Origin of the sequence: Ferruginibacter paludis, assembly GCF_030409685.1 — a bacterium.
In the GTDB taxonomy this organism is placed as follows: Bacteria; Bacteroidota; Bacteroidia; order Chitinophagales; family Chitinophagaceae; genus Ferruginibacter; species Ferruginibacter paludis.
In genome coordinates this window covers 148,996-169,221 of record NZ_JAUFQJ010000011.1, presented here as the reverse complement: position 1 = coordinate 169,221, position 20,226 = coordinate 148,996, and the positions used below count along the sequence as shown (strand labels likewise).

The 20,226-nt window shown below is 39.6% G+C and carries 11 protein-coding genes and 1 pseudogene; 9 read left to right on the top strand and 3 right to left on the bottom strand.

Translation table 11 applies throughout. The annotated features are described in order from the left end of the window. Window positions 1-341: pseudogene (locus QWZ08_RS18390) on the top strand (hypothetical protein); the annotation flags it as partial. Between the two features lie 119 nt (window positions 342-460). Here QWZ08_RS18390 and QWZ08_RS18385 read toward each other — a convergent pair. After that, the gene (locus tag QWZ08_RS18385) at window positions 461-5,143 is read right to left on the bottom strand and encodes a right-handed parallel beta-helix repeat-containing protein (protein ID WP_290338987.1); all 4,683 of its coding nucleotides are present in this window, start codon (window positions 5,141-5,143) and stop codon (window positions 461-463) included. A 409-nt stretch (window positions 5,144-5,552) separates the two neighbouring features. On the opposite strand from QWZ08_RS18385, the gene QWZ08_RS18380 reads away from it, so the two are divergent. From QWZ08_RS18380 to QWZ08_RS18345, 8 genes are all read left to right on the top strand, one after another. Beyond that, a complete protein-coding gene (locus tag QWZ08_RS18380; protein ID WP_290338986.1) occupies window positions 5,553-7,274 on the top strand; it encodes an HAD-IIIC family phosphatase in 1,722 nt (573 codons plus the stop codon). A gap of 4 nt (window positions 7,275-7,278) precedes the next feature. After that, the gene (locus tag QWZ08_RS18375; RefSeq protein ID WP_290338985.1) at window positions 7,279-7,524 is read left to right on the top strand and encodes an acyl carrier protein; all 246 of its coding nucleotides are present in this window, start codon (window positions 7,279-7,281) and stop codon (window positions 7,522-7,524) included. A gap of 51 nt (window positions 7,525-7,575) precedes the next feature. Then, window positions 7,576-9,024 (top strand): MBOAT family O-acyltransferase, encoded by a 1,449-nt coding sequence (locus tag QWZ08_RS18370; RefSeq protein WP_290338984.1) that lies wholly within the window; start codon window positions 7,576-7,578, stop codon window positions 9,022-9,024. 10 nt (window positions 9,025-9,034) lie between these two features. Next, complete coding sequence (locus tag QWZ08_RS18365; RefSeq protein ID WP_290338983.1) at window positions 9,035-9,985, top strand: SGNH/GDSL hydrolase family protein; 951 nt, start codon at window positions 9,035-9,037, stop codon at window positions 9,983-9,985. Window positions 9,986-10,201: 216 nt separating this feature from the next. Continuing rightward, complete coding sequence (locus tag QWZ08_RS18360) at window positions 10,202-11,515, top strand: MBOAT family O-acyltransferase (RefSeq protein WP_290338982.1); 1,314 nt, start codon at window positions 10,202-10,204, stop codon at window positions 11,513-11,515. A 131-nt stretch (window positions 11,516-11,646) separates the two neighbouring features. Further along, window positions 11,647-12,459: a hypothetical protein gene (locus QWZ08_RS18355; RefSeq protein WP_290338981.1), complete on the top strand. Its 813-nt coding sequence runs from the start codon at window positions 11,647-11,649 to the stop codon at window positions 12,457-12,459. A 183-nt stretch (window positions 12,460-12,642) separates the two neighbouring features. Continuing rightward, entirely contained in the window at window positions 12,643-14,094 is a 1,452-nt protein-coding gene (gene wzx, locus QWZ08_RS18350) for an O-unit flippase-like protein (RefSeq protein ID WP_290338980.1), read from the top strand. Then, the gene (locus tag QWZ08_RS18345; RefSeq protein ID WP_290338979.1) at window positions 14,054-15,100 is read left to right on the top strand and encodes a glycosyltransferase family 2 protein; all 1,047 of its coding nucleotides are present in this window, start codon (window positions 14,054-14,056) and stop codon (window positions 15,098-15,100) included. Before wzx ends, QWZ08_RS18345 begins: the two co-directional genes overlap by 41 nt. A 100-nt stretch (window positions 15,101-15,200) precedes the next feature. Here the strand turns inward: QWZ08_RS18345 and QWZ08_RS18340 are convergent, their stop codons facing one another. Together QWZ08_RS18340 and QWZ08_RS18335 are read right to left on the bottom strand one after the other, a co-directional pair. Further along, window positions 15,201-18,035, bottom strand: a complete 2,835-nt coding sequence (locus QWZ08_RS18340; protein WP_290338978.1) for a PKD domain-containing protein — start codon at window positions 18,033-18,035, stop codon at window positions 15,201-15,203. Window positions 18,036-18,657: 622 nt separating this feature from the next. Then, window positions 18,658-20,217, bottom strand: a complete 1,560-nt coding sequence (locus tag QWZ08_RS18335) for a RagB/SusD family nutrient uptake outer membrane protein (RefSeq protein ID WP_290338977.1) — start codon at window positions 20,215-20,217, stop codon at window positions 18,658-18,660. Between the last annotated feature and the right edge of the window lie 9 nt (window positions 20,218-20,226).

The window sequence follows — 20,226 nt, the reverse complement described above, 5'->3', positions numbered from 1 at the left end:
AAGGAATTAAACAATACAAAGAGACGATCATCCAGGTTCCAAGGCCTGACAAAAATATTTCCCAAAAAAAACGCACAGGGCATAGTAAAAGAGCTGCAATCGAACCTGTAATCGGACATTTAAAACGAGACTACAGATTATGCAGAAATTACCTGAAAGGAATATTAGGTGATAATATAAACGTAATTCTGGCTGCTGCAGCTATGAATTTTAAACGACGAATTAACCTCTGGCGCACAGAGGCAATTAACTGTTGGATACTGATTTATAAAATGATTATAAATGCTTGCTGGATTTTTATGCCCCCAAAAATTAAAATCGACTTTTTGAGGGACGACTAATTACAGTGCGTCATATAACAAAAAAGAGGCCGCTCTACTTCTGAGACGGCCTCTTTTTTAATTTACCTTATTTTAATTTAGTAGTCTTAAGCATATTCGCATCTGCTTCGTTTACAGGCTTAAAACTTACCTTTTATTAATTTAAAAGTCTGAACATTGCTTGCCTGTTGAACCTGAACTGTATACATTCCAGGAATAAAATTACCACCGAAAGTATAGGTCTGATTGCTTGCACCTACAGTCTTAAATAATATTTTTCCGTCATAACTCATTACGGTGATATAAATCTTTTCAGAAGATCCACCACTGGCTACCAAATTGAACAGCGAAGTTGACGGGTTGGGATAACACGTGATTTTAAGTGCTGTAGTTGTTAACGTAGTGGCAGCTGCGGGAGCAGCCAGTGACGCCGAAGCTGAAGCCGCGCTTCTTAGTCCTGCAGTGTTGAGGCCTGCTGCAGGATCTGTCAAAACATAGGCAAAAGAAGTACAGCCGCTTGCATCTGTCACATAATATTTAAAATAGCCTGATCCCACCACGAATTTACCTGTTCCTGCGTAAGGGGGCGTTCCTCCGTTTGCACTAACAGTAACTGTCGTACTGCCATTTACGAGGGCCGGGGCATTTGCATAGGCTTGTAAAGCGGTAGTTGGCTGTTGGATAACAATACCGACCGTGTTTGCTAAACCTGTAGCATCTGTTACAGTAAAATATTTGGTGCCGTTAATCTGGGCACTATTATCCCAGGTAGCTGTATGGTTACCGTTCAGACTCCAAGTGAAGAGACCTGATATTCCACTTTCGAAATCGCCCGCAGGGTATACATTCGGACCGACCAAGTCTCCGGCAGGGGTTGCTTCAAAAAACGCGATATTGTCGATATAGGTCGTACCGGAATTTTCCGCTACTTCAATCAGGAAGCTGGCATCGGTTGTGGTAATCGGGCCATTAAAAATAAACTGGTGGTCAACTCGGCTTGTCCCGAATGTGCTTGTCTGCGTTGGCGTAAGACTATAATAAGGAGATTGCGTTTGACGGATACTAGCTCTTACAACGCCATTGCTCGTTGTACCCAGTGTAGAAAAACGCAATACATACGATTTACTCGAATAAACGGTTCCAATTGTCCAATAATTTAATGTGTAATTGTCTGTAGGCGTATTAAACGAAAGTTTCAATGATCCGCTGCCTGAAGAAAGTCCGGTAAAACTACCGGTTCCGGAATAAGGAGCTGTTCCCCCAGCCGCGCTTACCGTAGCAGTAGTCGTGCCGCCAAAACAAGCTACCGGACTAGCTGCAGCACTAAGACTGAGTGTGCCGCCCGAGGTGGAAGTCGTGGGGACAGTAGGAATAGTAATTGGTTGCGGCGAAGTCAACGAAACTGTCGGTGGGGCAACCGTGATACTGGTCGTGCTGACACATCCACGGGCGTCTGTTACCGTATAGGTATAATTTCCTGCACCGACAGTAAAGTTGCCCACTCCGGTATAAGGTGCTGTTCCACCGTTGGCAGTTACTGAAACAGTCGTGCTGCTGCTGCCGGATAAGATGGCCGGTGCGGTAGAACTTGCCTGCAAGGCAGCCAGCGGCTGGCTGATTACAACGCCGGTGGTAGACTTGGCGCCTGTTGCATCCGTTACTGTAAAATAACTGGTTCCGTTTATCCTGGAACTGTTATCCAATGAAGCCGTATGGTTACCGTTTATGCTCCAGGTAAAGAGATTGGATATGCCCGCTTCAAAATTGCCTGAAGAGTATAAATTTTCACTCACCAGATTACCAGATGACGTCGCTTCAAAAAATGCGATGTTATCGACATAAATGGTTCCGGAATTTTCTGATATTTCAATCAGGAAGCTAGCGTCGGTTGTGGTAGCCGGCGCATTAAAAATAAACTGGTGGTCCACCCTGCTTGTTCCAAACGTGCTGCTTTGGCTACTAATAATGGGTAGATAAGGGGAAGCTGTCTGCCGAAGGGAGGCTTTGACAACTCCGTTACTACTGCTACCCAGTGTCGTAAATCTTAAAACATAAGATTTGGTACTGTAAACCGTACCTATACTGTAATATAAACTCGTAAAATTGGTACTGGCTGAATTATTAAAAGTAAGCTTAAGGGAGGCGTTACCCGAACCGGCCTGGGCGGAACCAGTGCCTGTATAGGGTGCTGTTCCTCCGCTTGCGGCAACAGTAGCAGTAGTACTTCCTCCAAAGCAGCTGACAGCGGGTGCAGTTGCTATGCTTGTTAAAGACGAATTGCTCGTTGCAGGCGGAGGTGCCTGAGGATTGGAATTGTCGAGTATCAATATCTTGGATGTGTAGGGTGCCAGGGTTACAGTGCCGGGATAAGCCGTATTGTCCACACCAATGTAATTTGCTCCAAGGCTGATCGTCTTGCTGCTGGTAGAGGCATTGTATTCAAAACGCACCTGTGATTCCACCGGAATCGTTGAGGCATTGACCGCATAAAACTCTATATTGTCAATATATGTCTGGCCGGAAGACTGGAGCACTTCGATCAGGTAACTCGGGTTGGCTTCTGACGCTGTAGGCGTGATTAAGAATTCATGTACCTGTGCCGTATTACCAAAAAATTGCGATTGCGTGGCGCTGATAGAATTGTAAGGAGAATTGGTCTGACGCAAAGACGCCTTTATAGTTCCATTGACAGTAGTGCCGAGGGTGGTAACTCTCAGCAAATAGGTATTACCTGCAGTTACAGAAGTTCCTATGGGGGCATACATCGTGGTAAACTGTGTAGAAGAAGAATTAGGTGTAATTACGACAGAACCTCCTGATATCTTGTTTGTGTTATCCCAACCTGCCGTAAAATTACCGTTCGAACTCCAAAAAGTGACGTTGCTGCTACCCGACTGAAAAGTTCCATTCGGCACACTGTTGGCAGTCAATAAACTGTTTATTTTGTAAGTAGGAATAACTGGGGTTGCCTTGGAATTATAATCCTGGTTAATATACGGCTTCCATTGGTCCAGATTCAAAATAGGGGGCTGTACAAAGGTTCCGTTTTGATATTCATGGTAAAAGAAGAAAAACGGAGAGGTGACATCATTTCTGTAATAATTATTATCAAAAGTCCCTATGGCCCTCATGTCCGTTTGAATATCTGTTACGTTCGGAACAAACAACTCCCCATTCCAGTAAAAAAAGGAAGATTGGTTACTGTACAAAGGAAAAAATATATTATTTTTAAACGTATTGTTTCTGAGCAGGGGGCCGCCGTAAAATCGTTGAAGGTCAAGTGCGTTTTGTGTATTGTAAATGGTGTTCCCAGTCGTGGTGACATTGGATATATTATCATAAAATAAGCCCCCTCCGACACAATTGGCAACCGAGTTGTCTGCGATGATTAAATTGTCTGATGCCACGTCAAGGTAGATGCCCCTTCCACCATCTTTAAGGGTGGGATTGTTGGTGCCAAGACTAGCGCCAATGGCATTGGTCACAATATTGCCCGTAACGCTTCTATTGGTAAGGGTGGTTGAACTTTCCCAGTTATAAATCCCGCCGCCATCATCTTTCACCTGACAAAAATTGGTGACAAAATTGTTTTTGATGTTAACACTGGCTCCGCCAAATTGTATGCCGTTAAATCCAACGCCATCTACCGTATTGTATTCCGCCAGTGTGTTACTGCCGTTAAGTGAAATGCCAATATATGTATTGTCGCCGCTCATACCCATGCCCGCCAGGAGTGCTGTATTGGTTACTGTATTGTTTCTGACAGAAGTGGGACTAACGAAAGTATTGTTTACACTTATACCAGTGCTTAACGCATTTTTTACCAGGTTTCCTTCCAGGCTGATATTGGGTATATTCTGAATCCAGATGCCGTAGGTCCCTGAATTGTTGACATCGCAGTATTGGATGGTAACGGAGCCACTGTTTGTGGCAGATATCCCGGCAGTGTTTCCTCCTTCTACACTAATATTATCCACGGTCAGGTAGCTATTTCCTCCCAAGTTCAATACATTGTCTATTGTGCTGACATTAATTGCATAGTTGGAAGGGCTATTACTTCCGAAATACATCTGAAGCGTTTTATTGCTTTTATTGAAATACCATTCGCCTAACTTGTCCAGCGTCCTGGGGTCGTTCTGTATAAAATACCCAAAATTAGCCAGCCCGGGGTAGGTATTGGGCGTAGGGGGATTTGTATAATTTAAAGTGGTACCGGAATGACTGGTTATTTTACAAATATCCAGTATCCAGCGGACTTTCCTAATTACCACATCGGCCCCTGTCCAATTGGGAGATCCTGGCAATTCATTGTCGGTGATCGAATTGGACCCCACGGATTCATAGTTTAAATACCCTCCGTTAGCAGCATCGGCATTTGGGTAGCGGCCCATTGCCTGCGAAGCACCATTTAAGGTAATCATGTTCAAAGCAGTACTGGCAGATCCCACGGTAGTTTGCCAAATACCATTACCTACATTACTCCAGTTTTGGACGTTTGTAAAGCCGGAAAATATGGGCTTTGCCCCCGAACCGTAAGCACCAATTGTGATACGACTGGACGAATTTCCAGATGTACTGGCATTGAGTGAACCATAAAAGAAATCACCTCGCTTGAAAAGCAGGTTGTCGCCCGGTTTCAGACTGGAAAAAAAAGCACTTGCTTTTGCCAGGCTCTGCCAGGGAGTGCTTGGGTTTTGCGCCTGTGCAGCCGAATAGGAGTCATTACCGTCGGTGCTAGAAACATAATAGGTGTTGGCCTTTAAATCGGACAATACCAAAGTCATAAAAGTTAATAAAATCAGTTTTAAGCAGTTTTTCATCATTGTAGACTTTTTGGATAATAGTTGAATTTAATATTATGAATTGTAAAAGATTTTTATTTATTGATTAAAATTTTTATCATGCGTAAGTGTTTAGCAATATAATATTGATGACTAAACAATTTTTTAAATAATTATCACTTAAATAGGGGGATAAAACAAAATTGGATTCAATTTTGAAAGACAGCATCATTCAAATACCATGCCTAACGACCTAATTTTTTCAAAAAAAACGCGGCTAGTTAGTAACAAAATTATTGTGGCTGTGGATAAATTTTATGCTGAAATGCTACAACATGAACAGAAAAAATGTTTTTAAGCACTAAAGATTTTTTTCAGTCATTGCAATCAGTGGTAATTTTTCCGGTTTTGATTAGGGGAGATTAAATGCTAACATATATATTTGCAGCTTATGCATAGTTTTGCCGAATTAAAGAAAAACTTAAAAAAAGATTTTACAGGTCTCAAAAAAATAAAAGTTGCCTTATTGGGCGACAATGCTACTCAATTGTTAGTGCAGGCCTTAAGGGGCGAGGGCTTTGTCAGGGGTATTGACCTCGAAATTTGGGAGGCCGATTTTAACCAGATAGCGAGGGAGGTATTAGACCCTGCTTCGGACCTTTACTTGTTTAAACCCGATATAGTTATCCTCTTTTATTCTACGCATAAACTGCTTTCTACATATAATAAACTTCCTACGGATCAGTACAGCGGCCTTGCAAACAGACAATTGGAACTCGTCAATCATATTGTTTCTGCGTTGAATGACAAGCTGAGCTGCAATATTATTTATTACAATTTCAGTGAAATTGATGATTCGATATTCGGCAGCTACGCCAACAAACTATCTTCGTCCTTTTTGTTTCAATTGCGTAAACTCAACTATGAACTAATGGTTTTTGCTTCGCAGAATTCGAATTTTTTTATATGTGACTTATCTTCTGTTCAAAATCATTTTGGGAAGCCGCAGCTTTTTCAGCCCGCTGTCTACATCAATACTGAAATGGTCTTAAGTATTTATATTTTACCCGAGATTGCAAGCAGAACAGTTGATATTATTGCTGCCGGCTCAGGGCATTTTAAAAAATGTCTGATCCTAGACCTGGATAATACGCTATGGGGGGGAATTATCGGCGATGACGGGCTTGAGAATATCCAGCTTGGAAGTTTGGGTATTGGTAAGGCTTTTACAGAATTTCAGTATTGGGTAAAGAAATTGCAAAAAAGAGGAATTATTATAGCTGTTTGTAGTAAGAATACCGAGTCCATTGCGAAAGAACCGTTTGAGCATCACCCGGATATGATTTTAAAGTTGGAAGATATTGCGGTTTTTGTAGCTAATTGGGAAAATAAAGCCGACAATATCAGGAAAATCCAAACTATATTAAATATTGGTTTTGATTCAATGGTATTCCTGGATGACAATCCATTTGAAAGAAATATGGTAAGGGAAAATCTTCCAGACATTACGGTACCGGAATTACCGGAAGATCCTGCTGACTACCTGGAATTTTTATACACATTGAACCTTTTTGAAACTGTTTCCTTCTCCGGTGAAGATTCAGAGAGAACGAAACTCTACCAGCTAGAGGCAAAGCGGTCAGTGCTGCAGCAAAGCTTTGTGAATGAAGGCGACTATTTAAAAAGCCTGGCGATGGTGTCGCTGGTAGAACCCTTTAATAAATTCAATACGCCCAGGGTTGCACAACTTTCGCAAAGATCTAACCAATTCAATTTGCGGACAATTCGGTATACTGAAAAGGATATTGAAGCAGCGAGATTGAATGAAAGCACATTTTCCTTTACATTTACACTGGCAGACAAGTTTGGTGACAATGGGATGATTTGTGTTATCATTCTTGAAAAAGAAGACGAACAAACGCTCTTTATAGATACCTGGTTAATGAGCTGCCGTGTTTTAAAACGAGGAATGGAGCATTTTGCACTGAACACCATAGTCCATTTTGCAAAGGAAAAAGGATTTCTTTATTTAAAGGGTGAATACATTCCCACAGCCAAAAATGAAATGGTAAAAAACCATTATGCCGAACTGGGTTTTAAGCAGTTGGGTGTGTTTTGGATATTGAATTTAAACGAATGCGAGGAGAAGAAAAATTTTATAATCAGAAAGTAGCACAATGGAAAAACCTGAAATACTAGCACAGCTGAATACAATTTTTATTGATATCGCTGACAATGAAAATATTAGATTGAATGAAATGTCATCCGCCGGCAATGTGGAGGGATGGGATTCTTTAACGCATATCCAGCTGGTGGTAGCCATCGAAAAGTATTTCAAAATCCGTTTTACTTCAAAAGAAATCCAGAGCTGGAAAAATGTGGGAGAATTGATGGATAGCATTGCCGCTAAAGTATCTGAATGAATTATTGATTAATCATTTTGTTAAACTCCAGCCCGTCAAATTAAGGTTTTTATGATTTTTACCTCTATACCTTTTTTTTTATTTTTTATTTCTTTTGCCTTTCTATACTATATTTTCCCGCTAAGATTTAGGTGGGTTTGGATATTGGCGAGCAGCCTGTTTTTCTATATGTACGGTAACCCTTACTCTATAATAATCATTGCATCAATTATTTTTGTTACCTGGTTTTGTGCGCTGCGAATGGAGAAGGGTCCTTCTGAAAAAGTTACACCTTATTTTCTTTTCGCGATTATCATAAATATTGCGCTACTCGTGTTCTTCAAGTACGCCAACTTTTTCACGTCCACCGTATTTGATCTTACCAATATTGTGAACACGCAGGTATTTCATGCTGGTGCGCCTTACAGCAATCCCTTTATTCTAAATGTAATAGCACCGTTAGGCTTATCTTACGTTACTTTTCAGGCGATTGGCTATCTCATTGAAATTAAGAGGGGTAATCACAAAGCCGAAGGAAACATTGGCTACCTGTCAACTTTTTTGCTTTTCTTCCCTAAGATAATTGCGGGGCCCGTGGAACGTGCACATCATATTTTGCCCCAGCTAAAACAGTATAAACCGTTTAATTATGATAATATAAGCAAGGGGTTAAAGTTGATTATATGGGGGCTATTTAAAAAATTAGTCATTGCCGACAGGCTATCAATATACGTTGACGCCGTATTAGATAACGCCGGGCATCATTCTGGAACGTCGATTAGTATTGCAGTCATATTTTATGTGTTTCAAATGTACGCCGACTTTTCAGGTTATACCGATATGGCGCTGGGAATTTCAAAAGTGTTGGGTTTTGACCTTTTACAAAATTTCAACAGGCCCCTCCTAGCCAAATCGATAACCGAATTTTGGCGCAAGTGGCACATCTCTTTATCAACCTGGTTCGCCGATTATTTTTATACACCCATTGCAATATCAAAAAGAGATTGGGGCATCTGGAGTGTGGTGTATGCTTTTTTTATAACGTTTATCACTCTTGGGTTTTGGCATGGCGCCAACTGGACATTTGTAGTATTTGGAGCCCTGCAGGGCTTCATACTTACGATTGAATTTTTTACCCGGAAGGCAAGAAAAAATATGCGTAAAAAAATTCCACCATTACTTAATAATATCATTGGTACTATTTTCACGGTTGGTTATTTTGCCCTGTCGCTGATTTTTTTCAGGGCTTCCAGTGTCAAAGATTCATTGATAATCATCAGGAGAATCTTTACCATTAAAGGTCCTGTCTATATTGAAAACCCTACAATAATTTTGTTTTCGTTGCTGGGCATTTTTTTTCTTGCCCTTATTGAATTAAAGAGGGAATATTTTGACACACTTTTCAATATTTCTACAAACAGACATTGGTTCATACGGAACTGCTATTATTGTTTTTTGCTATTGGCAATTTTAATAGCAGGAGTGTTCGACGGGGGAGAATTTATATACTTTCAATTTTGATGAGTCGTTTATGAGCAAGATACTGACACAAATAGTGACGCAACGGGGCTATTTATATCTTTTAAAAAAGCTGGCTGCTTTTATGGTATTGTTTATTCTTTTCGATTTTATTATCGGTAGTTTCTTCCGCTATCTGTATTTCAGGCAGACCTCGGGTTGGGAGTTCAGGACAAAATATTCAGTGGAAGACACCCGGGCCGATATATTAATTTTTGGTGCTTCCAGGGCACAGCAACAATATAATCCTATTTTTTTTGAGGAACGTTTACACCAGACTTGTTATAATGTTGGACGTGACGGCCAACCTATTTTTTATTATTATGGAATATTGAATGGCGTACTGAGAAGGTATTCCCCCAAAATGATTTTCCTGGATATTGAAAATGGCGTTTTTAATTCGGAGCAAAGTAGTTACGACAGAATCGGGGTACTGCTGCCCTTTTACAAAACGCATGCTGAGATGCGCCAGGTCATTGAATTAAAAAGCCCCTATGAAAAAATGAAGTTGCAATCCAGTATTTATCCCTTTAACTCACTTCTCTTTAAGATTGCAGTTGGCAATACTAAATTTAATAAAAACAGGAATGAGGATATAAAAGGCTATATTCCGTTATCCGGTGAACTCCATGAACCCATTAGAACTGTGAGTTTTTTAAACCAGCACGTCCTTGATACCAACAAAATAAACGTTTACCGTTCCTTTATTAACGATTGTATAAAACACCATATTAAATTGTACATTGTTTGTTCACCCTACTACATGAAGACAATAGGAACAGACACGTCCATATCGATTGCTAAAAAGATAGCCCATGAAAATAATGTTGATTTTATAGACTATTCAAAAGACGAATTATTTTTAACTAATTCAACATTATTTGATGATACGGTTCATGTAAATGTGGCGGGTGCCAGGATATTTTCAAATAAGCTTATAGACAATATTCTTGTGAAAGAATAGCAGACGGTATAGTAGTCAATCTATGGAGCAAATCGCAGCACTATGGAATTCCCGGCTTCGATTTTTCAAACCAAAAAAATAAAATATAACTTGTTTTAAATGCTGTTTAATTCCTTTCACTTTTTATTTTTTTTTGTAATTGTAACTACTCTTTACTTTTTATTGCCTCATAACAGAAGGTGGTTGCTTTTACTGTTGAGCAGTTGTTACTTTTATATGGCATTTGTGCCAGTTTATATTTTAATCTTAGGCTTCACAATAGTAGTAGATTATTTCGCAGGCATTTTTATCGAAAATGCTGCCGGTAAAAAGCGTAAATTTTTTCTTGTTTGCAGCCTGGTCGCTAACATCGGAATTTTATGTGTTTTTAAATACTATAATTTCATAAATGAAAATTTTTCTTTTTTACTCCATGGATTTGGATTAACAAATCCCATCCCTTATTTATCAATCCTGCTTCCGATTGGCCTTTCCTTTCATACTTTCCAGGCCATGAGCTATACCATTGAAGTTTACAGAGGCCATCAAAAAACGGAACGTCATTTTGGAATTTATGCCCTTTACGTAATGTTTTACCCGCAACTGGTTGCGGGGCCGATTGAAAGACCACAAAACCTGTTACATCAATTCAGGCAGCAATACGATTTTGACAGTGACAGGGTTTTTGAAGGCTTAAAAATTATGATATGGGGATTGTTTAAAAAACTGGTCATTGCGGACAGGCTCGGAATTTACGTGAGTGGCGCTTATAACAATGTCCCGGAACAAAACGGTATGACTTTATTATTGGCAACAATTTTTTTTTCATTCCAGGTTTATTGCGACTTTTCAGGTTACTCCGATATTGCCATTGGAGCGGCCAAAGTAATGGGCTTCGATTTAATGACCAATTTCAGAAGGCCGATTCTAGCTAAAAGCACCGGTGAATTCTGGCAGCGCTGGCATATCTCTTTATCTACCTGGTTTAAGGATTATTTATATTTTCCCATGGGAGGTAGCCGGGTGTCTGTTCCAAGGTGGTATATGAACCTGATGGTCGTATTTCTCATCAGCGGCTTGTGGCATGGTGCTAACTGGACGTATATTATTTGGGGGGGCATCAATGGCTTCTACCTGGTTTTTGCGATTGTTACCCAAAAATACAGGGATCGGTTTAACCAGTTTACAGGCATTGTTAAACGTCCGCGTTTGCATTTATTCTTTCAGATTTCAATTACCTTTTTACTGATTACGTTTTCAAGAATATTTTTCCGATCACGCAATATCAGCGATGCTGTCCAGGTAATAAAAAAAATCTTCACTTTTAAGGGTTCCATTTTTAATGATGGTACAGCTATAATTATCTATTGCTTCTTTGCAATATTTTTTTTACTGAGCGTTGAATTGAAAAAAGAATTTTACAGAGGCTCCTTTACTTTGTCGCGTCATAAAAATTTTTGGGTACGCAATTCCTACTATTCTTTTCTAATTATTCTTATCATACTCCTGGGCGTTTTTGATGGCGGACAATTTATCTATTTTCAATTTTAAACAATTCTCACATGATAAAAACAGGTAAAAGTACTTCCATTAAAAATTTCCTATTTAAACTTTGCGCATGTGTAATATTGTTGTTGACGATTGATTTCGCCGGCGGCAAAATGCTCAAAAAGTTTTATTTCATGCAAGAATCCGGTTATGATTACTTGACTACTTATTCTATTGAAAGGGCCACGCCGGATATTTTAATTCTGGGATCGTCAAGAGCAGTTAATATTTTCAATACGGGCATTGTTGAAACGCAAACGGGATTGTCCTGCTATAATGCTGGCAGATACGGAGAGCCTGTTTTTTATCATTATGCCGTATTGCAGGCAGCCCTAAAAAGATACACACCTAAAATGGTGATTTTGAGTTTTGATGCCGGTAATTTTAACAAGGGTCTGGAGGCCTATGATAGAATAGCCGTTCTTTTGCCTTATTATGAGAATCACCCGGAAATACGCCCGATAATAGCATTAAAAAGCCGTTATGAAAACATTAAACTCCTGTCAAAAATATATCCCTATAATTCTTTATTGCTGCCTATTATTACCGGCAACAGCAGGTATAGCAAAACAAAATATATCACACAAAAGGGCTTTATTCCAATAGGAAAAATTTTTTCCGGTGCCTTGCAGACTTATGACTATACCAAGGAAACAAGTTTAGACAGTACCAAGATCGATATCTACAGATCTTTTATTAAGGATTGCGTTGCGGCACACGTACAACTGCATATCGTATGCCCACCCTATATGATTCATGCAATTGGCACAGATCCTTCCATTACGGAGGCAAAAAAAATTGCTGCGCAATATCATGTTGAGTTTCTAGATTACTCAAATGATACTGCTTATACAGCCCATCCTTTACTTTTTGCCGACTACAGGCACTTGAATTCAACAGGTGTAGAAGTATTTACAAGAAGTGTGATAGCCAAAATACATAATTGAAAAACAATGACCGTAACATATGGATAAAGAAGTTTTTTTAAGTTGCCTGGCTCTATTTTTCAGCATTTCCCATTGCGGAAAGTTTATATTGCGCATTGAAAAAAATCACAAGCGACCGGGTTCAACACGGGTGGTAAATTGTGTCGTGAAAAGTATCATTTTTAATTTATTAATCTCATCTTAATGTCAATAACACTCTCAAAAAAAGATATCATCTGGGGCTATTTTGCCCAGTTTTTTTCCATAGCCTCAGGGATGATTATGTTGCCCATTATACTCAGGATGCTGACGCCTGATGAAATTGGCATGAACTATCTTATGCTTACAGTGGGCTCAATGGTTTCATTATTTGACTTCGGTTTTGCTCCCCAGTTTGGGCGTAACATTACCTATATTTTCAGCGGGGCACAATCGTTGCAAAAGGAAGGGGTGGAAGAACAGGTGGGGGAAAACAAAGCAATTAATTACAGGTTGCTTTCAACCATGATACACACGGCCAAATCTGTTTACAGGTTGTTATCTGTAATCGTATTGGTGGTTATGTTAACCTTTGGTTCTGTCTACATATACAAGGTAACCAATGGCTTTACAAACGTCCACAATTCATTTGTTATCTGGATTGTCTATTCTGTTTCAACATTTGTCAATATTTATTATACCTATTATTCGTCTCTACTGACGGGTAGGGGAATGATAATGGAGTCTAAAAAAGCCATGGTGTATTCCAAGATCGTCTATATCATTCTTTCAGCGACCATGCTGTTCTGCGGTGTTGGTTTGCTTGGCGTTGCCATTGCCAACCTGATTTCACCTTTTGTCAACCGGTATCTGTCCAACAAGTTCTTTTTTACCCCAGAATTAAAAGAACTGCTTGACAGGTATGAAATAACAAAACAAGAAAAGGTGGATCTATTTAAAGTGGTCTGGCATAATTCAAAAAAGCTTGGATTGGTTTACATTGGTTCATACGCCATCACTAGGTTTAGCATGTTCCTTGCTGGTTTATATCTATCGCTGAAGGAGATTGCTTCCTATGGCCTAATGATGCAGTTTGTATCCATCATTTTAACCCTGTCTGGTACCTTGTTTGTGCTTAACGAACCGAGGCTGTCAGCCCTGAAAGTTGAAGGAGATAAAAAGCTTTTATTGAAGACCTTTTCCTTCAGCATGGGTGTGTATTATGCGTTGTATTTTATTTTAGGGGCTGGTTTTATATTATTGGGTCCCTGGGTGCTCACCTTTATACACTCCAATACAACGTTGCCCTCGTCACTGATTATCTTTTTGTATTTATTGGTTATGATGTTAGAATTAAATCATTCATTTTTCGCTACCATCATTGTTATTGGAAATTCTGTTCCGTTTATGTGGATATCACTGGTAACTGGCGGGTTAATTGCACTCGGCAGTTTTTTTTCACTGGCTTTTACAAGCATGGGATTACTGGGGCTTGTTCTCGTCCAGGGAATTGTACAATTATCGTATAATAACTGGAAATGGCCGCTGTTTATTTGCAATGAGTTTAAAATTAGTTTTTTAACTTTTCTGAAGCTTGCCTTCATGGAAGTATATCAGTCACAAAAAGAATATTTTTATGGTAAATCAAAACACGGATTTTTTTCAAATAGCAGATAATTTTAAAGAGCACATCAATACACCATCCTTTGCCATTATAGCATCAACAGTCATTTCGGACAGTAAGATAACCGTTGCAATAACAACCTATAAAAGACCCGATTTATTAAAAATATCACTGGATTCTGTCGTTAACCAGGCCGGCAATTTTTCTTATGACATTGTTGTGGTAGACGATGATCCCACGAGGGAAACGGAAACAGAAAAGTTAATGGAATCCTACAGGGGAGTAGCCGGGCTGAGTTATTACAAAAATAAGCAGAACCTTGGACTATTCGGTAACTGGAACAGGTGCATTGAACTGACAAAGAGTGAGTATCTAACCATCCTAAATGATGACGATTGGCTTGATCTGCATTACCTGAATAGGGTGATAGCTTTTATTAGGGCAAAACCGGCCACGGACCTGCTACTGGTCGGAATAGAAGTTATGAAGGAAGGTAAAACACTGACTCCACCCGATTTTAAATATAAAAAGAAAATTGATAAAATATTTTTTATTGAATTTTTATACGGTAATATCAACCCGGGATCCCTGGGAATTTTGCTAAAAACCGATATGGCAAAAAAAATTGGCGGGTTTAATAATTTGTTTTTCCCGACGTCTGATGTTGTTTTTCTTATTAACTATCTGGCCACGGCCAAACATGCTTACAGAACTTCGGAAAAGCTGGCTTATTACCGGTTGTCCGTGAATGAATCATTTAAAACAAGTGTGCAGGTTAGTAATATAAAGTATGACAAAATTTTAAGAAGCCAGTTGATGCGCAAAATACCTTCTCTGAAATTTATTATTAAACTTGCCCTGCCTGTCTTTGACTATTATCAATTCGAAAGAGTTTGTGATTACTCTGCTGAATTCAATACCTTGTATTCATCAGAAAAGATACCCCTGAAACAGAAAATAAAAGGCATTAACCGACTCGCCTATTATTTTCTGCTTGTTGTTCGACGGGTGTCCTTAAAACTGGCTTCTATTTTTATTACCGGCGTAAAAAAGGTATAGGCATAATTTTTAGTTTGCTTAATAGCCGTTTTAAATAGAGCGTCTTCAGGTAACCTGTTCTAGCCTGCCGGGAAGTCTTCCATTAACAAAGTGGCCGGAATCAATTTCCGCATAATATCGCCTTTTGTACGGACAAATCATCTGTAAATAGTTTTGTGAAATACACGCCATTGTTGATGGCTGGTACCTTCTGATCAATTGTATTAAATCCCTTTTGTAACCCCACTTTATTTGCATAAACAATTCTGCCACTTGCGTCGGCTAGGACAATCTGTAAATTTTGCTGGTAGTTTGTATTCAGATTGATCGTTAAACTCCCCGTGCTTTTGGAAAGTAAAACACTGTTGATTTTAAAAGAGACCACATTTGCCGCCGATGCAGAAACAACCTTACTGTAGGCAAAAGTACCATCCCTATCAACCATCACAAGTCTGTAATAGTTTATTCCTTTGAGCGGGTTATTGTCGGCAAAATTGTAGTTGACTTGTATATCGGCCAGATTGTAAGAATTCAGCTGCCCGATATTTTCAAAATATTGCCCATCACTGCTTCTTTCTATGGAATAATGACTTACGTTTATTTCTGAAGCTACCTGCCATTGCAGGGCGATTTTATCATTGTTATTTTGTGCTTCAAAATCGATCAGGGTTACCGGCAATATTCCAGTCTGGTTGACATTGACCGTGGCCATGGCAGAATCTCCGGTATTATTGATTACTTTAAATTGAAAAGTATAGGTTCCAACGGTTAAATTACTTATTGAAGTACTTGGGCTGCCCGGACTGGAAATAGTGAATTGATCGGGGCCTGCAATTTTTGTCCAGCTGTAGGAAATAATTGTTCCAACCGCACTTCCTTTTAGTATGGTGTTGTTGGTTGGCAGCACCAGGGAAATATCCGTTCCTGCATCCGCTTTTAACGCGGCATCCAATGGCCCGGATTTTAAAAGCAGGGCTGATGTAAAGGGATGCAAGGTGATGGAACCATTGTAAAAAGTACTGTCTACACCTAAATATTTCGCATCCAGCGTAATAGTGGTATCGCTGCTTCCCGAGTTGAATTCAAACCGGTTTGCACCCGTTGCAATGACTTTGCTGTGTACCTCACCGTTGATAAAAGGCTGCCACTGGGAAAAATTCAATGCAGGCGGATCAACAAAAGTGCCTCCAACTGTCAGGTGGTAGTAATAATCAAATGCCGCAGCCAGATCATCTCTTACATAGTTACTATCGAAAATTCCAATTTCCTGCATATTTGCTTGTATTGTTGTTACGGTGGGTTCATTTAGCTGACCATTCCAATAAAATACATTGCTGACGGTGGGGTAAAAAATATTTTTTGTAAAGATATTATTGTGTAAGATTTCCGATGGTGCGGTGCTCGTATTAGGGTATCGCTGTAAGTCAATTCCCCATGGCACATTGTACATAGTATTACCGCTAACCCTGATATTAACACCTTGGTTTAATAAGATACCTGAGCCATCCGATTGCGACACTGTATTATTCAGTATGTCTACATTATGAGTATTACCATCCATATAAATCGCATGTGTTCGCCCGTCGTTTTCTCTTCCCAATCTTGCTCCTATTCCCCGCATGACAATATTTGAGGCAACTACTCTATTGATCTTGGTGAGATCGTTGTAAGTATAAATACCGCCGCCATCATCTTTCGTCATGCAGAAATTGGCTATATGATTATACCTGATTGATATATTATTTCCGTTAAACTTTATTCCATTAAATCCAATTGAATCGAGCCGGTTGTATTCAACGGTAGCATTATCTCCTGTTTGGATAATACCACAATATGCTCCATCATTGCTTCCTCCCATGCCTGTCATATTACCACAATTACGAATGATATTTTTTCGGATGACAGAAGGAGATGAGACTTCTCCATATATAAGGATTGCATTATTCAAAGAGTTAGTAACGGTATTGTTCTCAGTTAAAGAATTAGGGATATTCCACATGTATATTCCGACGTTATTATTATTAAAAGTGCAATTTTGCACCTTCATATTACTTCCATTCTGGCTAAAAAAAGCACGGTCATTTCCCCCTTCAAAAGCAATATTATTGATGACTAGAAAACTACGGGCTACTCTTCCGGTTCCGTTAAAACCGCCGTCGCCACAATTAAATAAAGTATCAACTGTAGAAGCTTTTATTGTGTAGGAAGCAGGAGTGGCGCTGCCAAAGTATACAGATAACTCTTTGGTGGTTTTATTTAAAAACCATTCTCCAAACTGGTCTAAGGTTCTGATATCATTTTGAATAAAGTAACCATATCCAGCTACACCAAAATTACCATCCGTATTTTTATAAGTCAACGTTCCTCCAGAATGGGCTGTAATGGGGCATATACTTGTAATATAAGAATACTTTCGGATTACAGCATCTGCACCCGTCCAATTTATTGAGGCTGTCAATTGATTATCTGTTATGGAAGGGGCGCTGCTATTAAAGCTTTCATAGCTAAGATATCCACCGTTGGCAGCGTCGTAATTAGGATATCTTCCCATTCTTTGCAGGTGATTGTCAATACTAACTAGCATTAATTTGTTATTTCCCGTGTTTACACTAGTTTTCCAAATACCCCCACCTACATTTGTCCAGGTCGATAAAGTTGTAAAACCTGAAATGAGGGGCTGGGCGCCGGTTCCGTATGATCCAAATACTATGGGCAGCGAACTTGTACCCGATTTACCGACAACAATGGAACCATAAAAAGTTTCACCGCTTTTAAATAGTATTGAATCCCCGGCCGCAATGATGCCAAATGAAGCATTCAATTTTGCAATGGTTTGCCATGCAGATGTGGGTGAGAGGCCAGTATTTGTATCAAGCCCTTTTGCTGAAATGTAATAGTTTTTTGCCTGCACCGTACTTGCAGAAATTACTAGCAGAATAATAAATAGTTGTCTCATAGGAAGGGATAGGATTATTTTCGATTATAGAATTCCGTTACCAGCATATCAACTCCATCCGAAATGCGGATATTACTGATATAACCAGTTTAAAACTGATCATTTCTTAAAATGAATTCAGCTTAAGATGCGAAGGCCTGACTTTAAAAGACCGAAGCATTAAATGATTTCGTTCGAAAAAAATACGAAAGGGTGGTGGGAACAAGTAAAATGGTTTTCATAGTTTTCAATTTTTAATATTGGATATAGTATATGCACAATGCCGTTAATGGCATTTGTATATAAAGTTAAAAATAATACCAGGGATTAACTGGCTAAAGGATACGGACCAATTTGAAACGCATAATTATGTGCCTTATTATTTGAGATAATAGGTTTTGGAAAGATCGGGTAAAACTGGGCAGTTGCTTCGGAAAATACGAAGTTGATATTTGGAAAATTTCCGCAAAAAGGACGGACTTTTTTACCCCTTCGAAAAACAGTTGATATCCTAAACAAATAAAAAGACTTCAGCTATTACCATTGTTGTTGCGGAATAAACGTTTACATCAAAACTTAAAACCTGTATAGCTAATAGCCTTACAGGTTTTAAGTAAGCACACATTACTACTTATTTGTTTGCTTAATAATTGGGATTCTGCGTAATAACCCCTTTGCTCTGGTCGATGATAATTTGCGGTACCGGCATATAATAATCCTTCGGGCGCTTAAAAGTGCGGCCCGGTATTACTACCGCACCTTTATATGGTTCCAATGGGGAAGCCGTTTTCGGTTTATTATAAATAGTATCCAGGTTTATAATCTGCGCTTTGTCCCATCGCATTAAATCGAAATGACGCACATTCTCAGCGCCCAACTCAACCCTTCGCTCATGAATCAATTGTTTAATTGTTGCGCCGCTCACCGGTTGTAAACCTGCACGGGTGCGAACTGCATTGATTTCAGCATCGCCAGCGCCGGGGCCGCTGGTGCGGATTTTAGCTTCCGCCACCACCAGGTAAATATCAGCAGTACGCAACAAAGGTTGTTTTAAATCTCCATCGAGATTACCTGAATTATCAGGGTTGAAAGCCGTATATTTTCTAACGCAATATCCTGTAGTAGATGATTGACTTGGCAGCATACGCCCGGTAAACTGGCCTTTCTTCCCCGCAAACATCTGGTACGCATCCTGATCCTGTATTTCAATCATAGTAGTTTGGTGAGGGATGGAATCACCCACTGATAACAACGTTGCCTGTTTGCGTACTACATCTGCCGGCTCAAACTCTTCAGCAAAATTTTGTGTCGGGTGATGAAAGCCCCAGCCATTCCAGGCCCTGTTGGTAAAGTAAATATTGATAGGCGAGTTGTTGTAATTGTTTTTATTCCACACCGCAAACAACAATTCAGAATTGTTCTCCTGGTTACCCAAAGTAAAGTTATCCGTGTAGTTGGGTGCCAGTGCATAATTGGCATTGGTGATTACTTTGGTGCCATATTCCTGCGCTTTATCCAGTTTTTCCCAGAACAGGTATAATTTAGCTAGCAAGCCCCAGGCAGCACCCTTGCTTACACGGCCCTTGTCTTCGGCGCCATACGTTTCGGGCAGCAAGTCAGCAGCTTTCAGCAAGTCTGATTCTATTAATTTTCTTACATCTTCTACAGTTGACTTGGCTACATTGTAATTACCGGTTAGTACATTGTCTTCCTGTATCAGTGGCACTTCCCCGAATATTAAATTAAGCGTCCAGTAACCATGTGCTCTTAAAAAATAGGCTTCACCTAAAGAACGCTTCCTTATATCTTCGTTCATCACAGGAACCTTCGGAACATAGATCAGTGCATTGTTCGATCTTGCAATTTGCTCGTAAGCCCATCCCCAGGTGGGGTGTAACTGGTAGGTAGCCGAATTGGTTGTAAATCTTTCTATTTCCCAAAAATCAGAGTGATCGCCATCAACTGAAATATCATCTGATGCATCATCAAACGCATACAGGTTATGGCCTACACCTTCTTCCTGTGTAAGAACATTATAGATACCATTGATACCGGCAACTACATCACTTTCGTTGCGCCAGTAATTGGCAGGCGTATACTGGCCCACAGGCGTAACATCCAATACTGATTTTTTTAAACAGCCAGCTCCTGAAAAAACAATGAGGGCCGAGGGAATAATCAATTTATAATTGAACCTTGTCATAATATTTTT

What these genes read in the sequence shown, in the direction of transcription:
- QWZ08_RS18355 (WP_290338981.1), top strand. Translation starts at nt 11,647, where the DNA reads ATGCAAGAATCCGGTTATGATTACTTGACTACTTATTCTATTGAAAGG.
- QWZ08_RS18360 (WP_290338982.1), top strand. Translation starts at nt 10,202, where the DNA reads ATGGCATTTGTGCCAGTTTATATTTTAATCTTAGGCTTCACAATAGTA.
- QWZ08_RS18340 (WP_290338978.1), bottom strand. Translation starts at nt 18,035, where the DNA reads ATGAGACAACTATTTATTATTCTGCTAGTAATTTCTGCAAGTACGGTG.
- QWZ08_RS18375 (WP_290338985.1), top strand. Translation starts at nt 7,279, where the DNA reads ATGGAAAAACCTGAAATACTAGCACAGCTGAATACAATTTTTATTGAT.
- QWZ08_RS18380 (WP_290338986.1), top strand. Translation starts at nt 5,553, where the DNA reads ATGCATAGTTTTGCCGAATTAAAGAAAAACTTAAAAAAAGATTTTACA.
- QWZ08_RS18345 (WP_290338979.1), top strand. Translation starts at nt 14,054, where the DNA reads ATGGTAAATCAAAACACGGATTTTTTTCAAATAGCAGATAATTTTAAA.
- QWZ08_RS18370 (WP_290338984.1), top strand. Translation starts at nt 7,576, where the DNA reads ATGATTTTTACCTCTATACCTTTTTTTTTATTTTTTATTTCTTTTGCC.
- QWZ08_RS18365 (WP_290338983.1), top strand. Translation starts at nt 9,035, where the DNA reads ATGAGCAAGATACTGACACAAATAGTGACGCAACGGGGCTATTTATAT.
- wzx (WP_290338980.1), top strand. Translation starts at nt 12,643, where the DNA reads ATGTCAATAACACTCTCAAAAAAAGATATCATCTGGGGCTATTTTGCC.
- QWZ08_RS18385 (WP_290338987.1), bottom strand. Translation starts at nt 5,143, where the DNA reads ATGATGAAAAACTGCTTAAAACTGATTTTATTAACTTTTATGACTTTG.
- QWZ08_RS18335 (WP_290338977.1), bottom strand. Translation starts at nt 20,217, where the DNA reads ATGACAAGGTTCAATTATAAATTGATTATTCCCTCGGCCCTCATTGTT.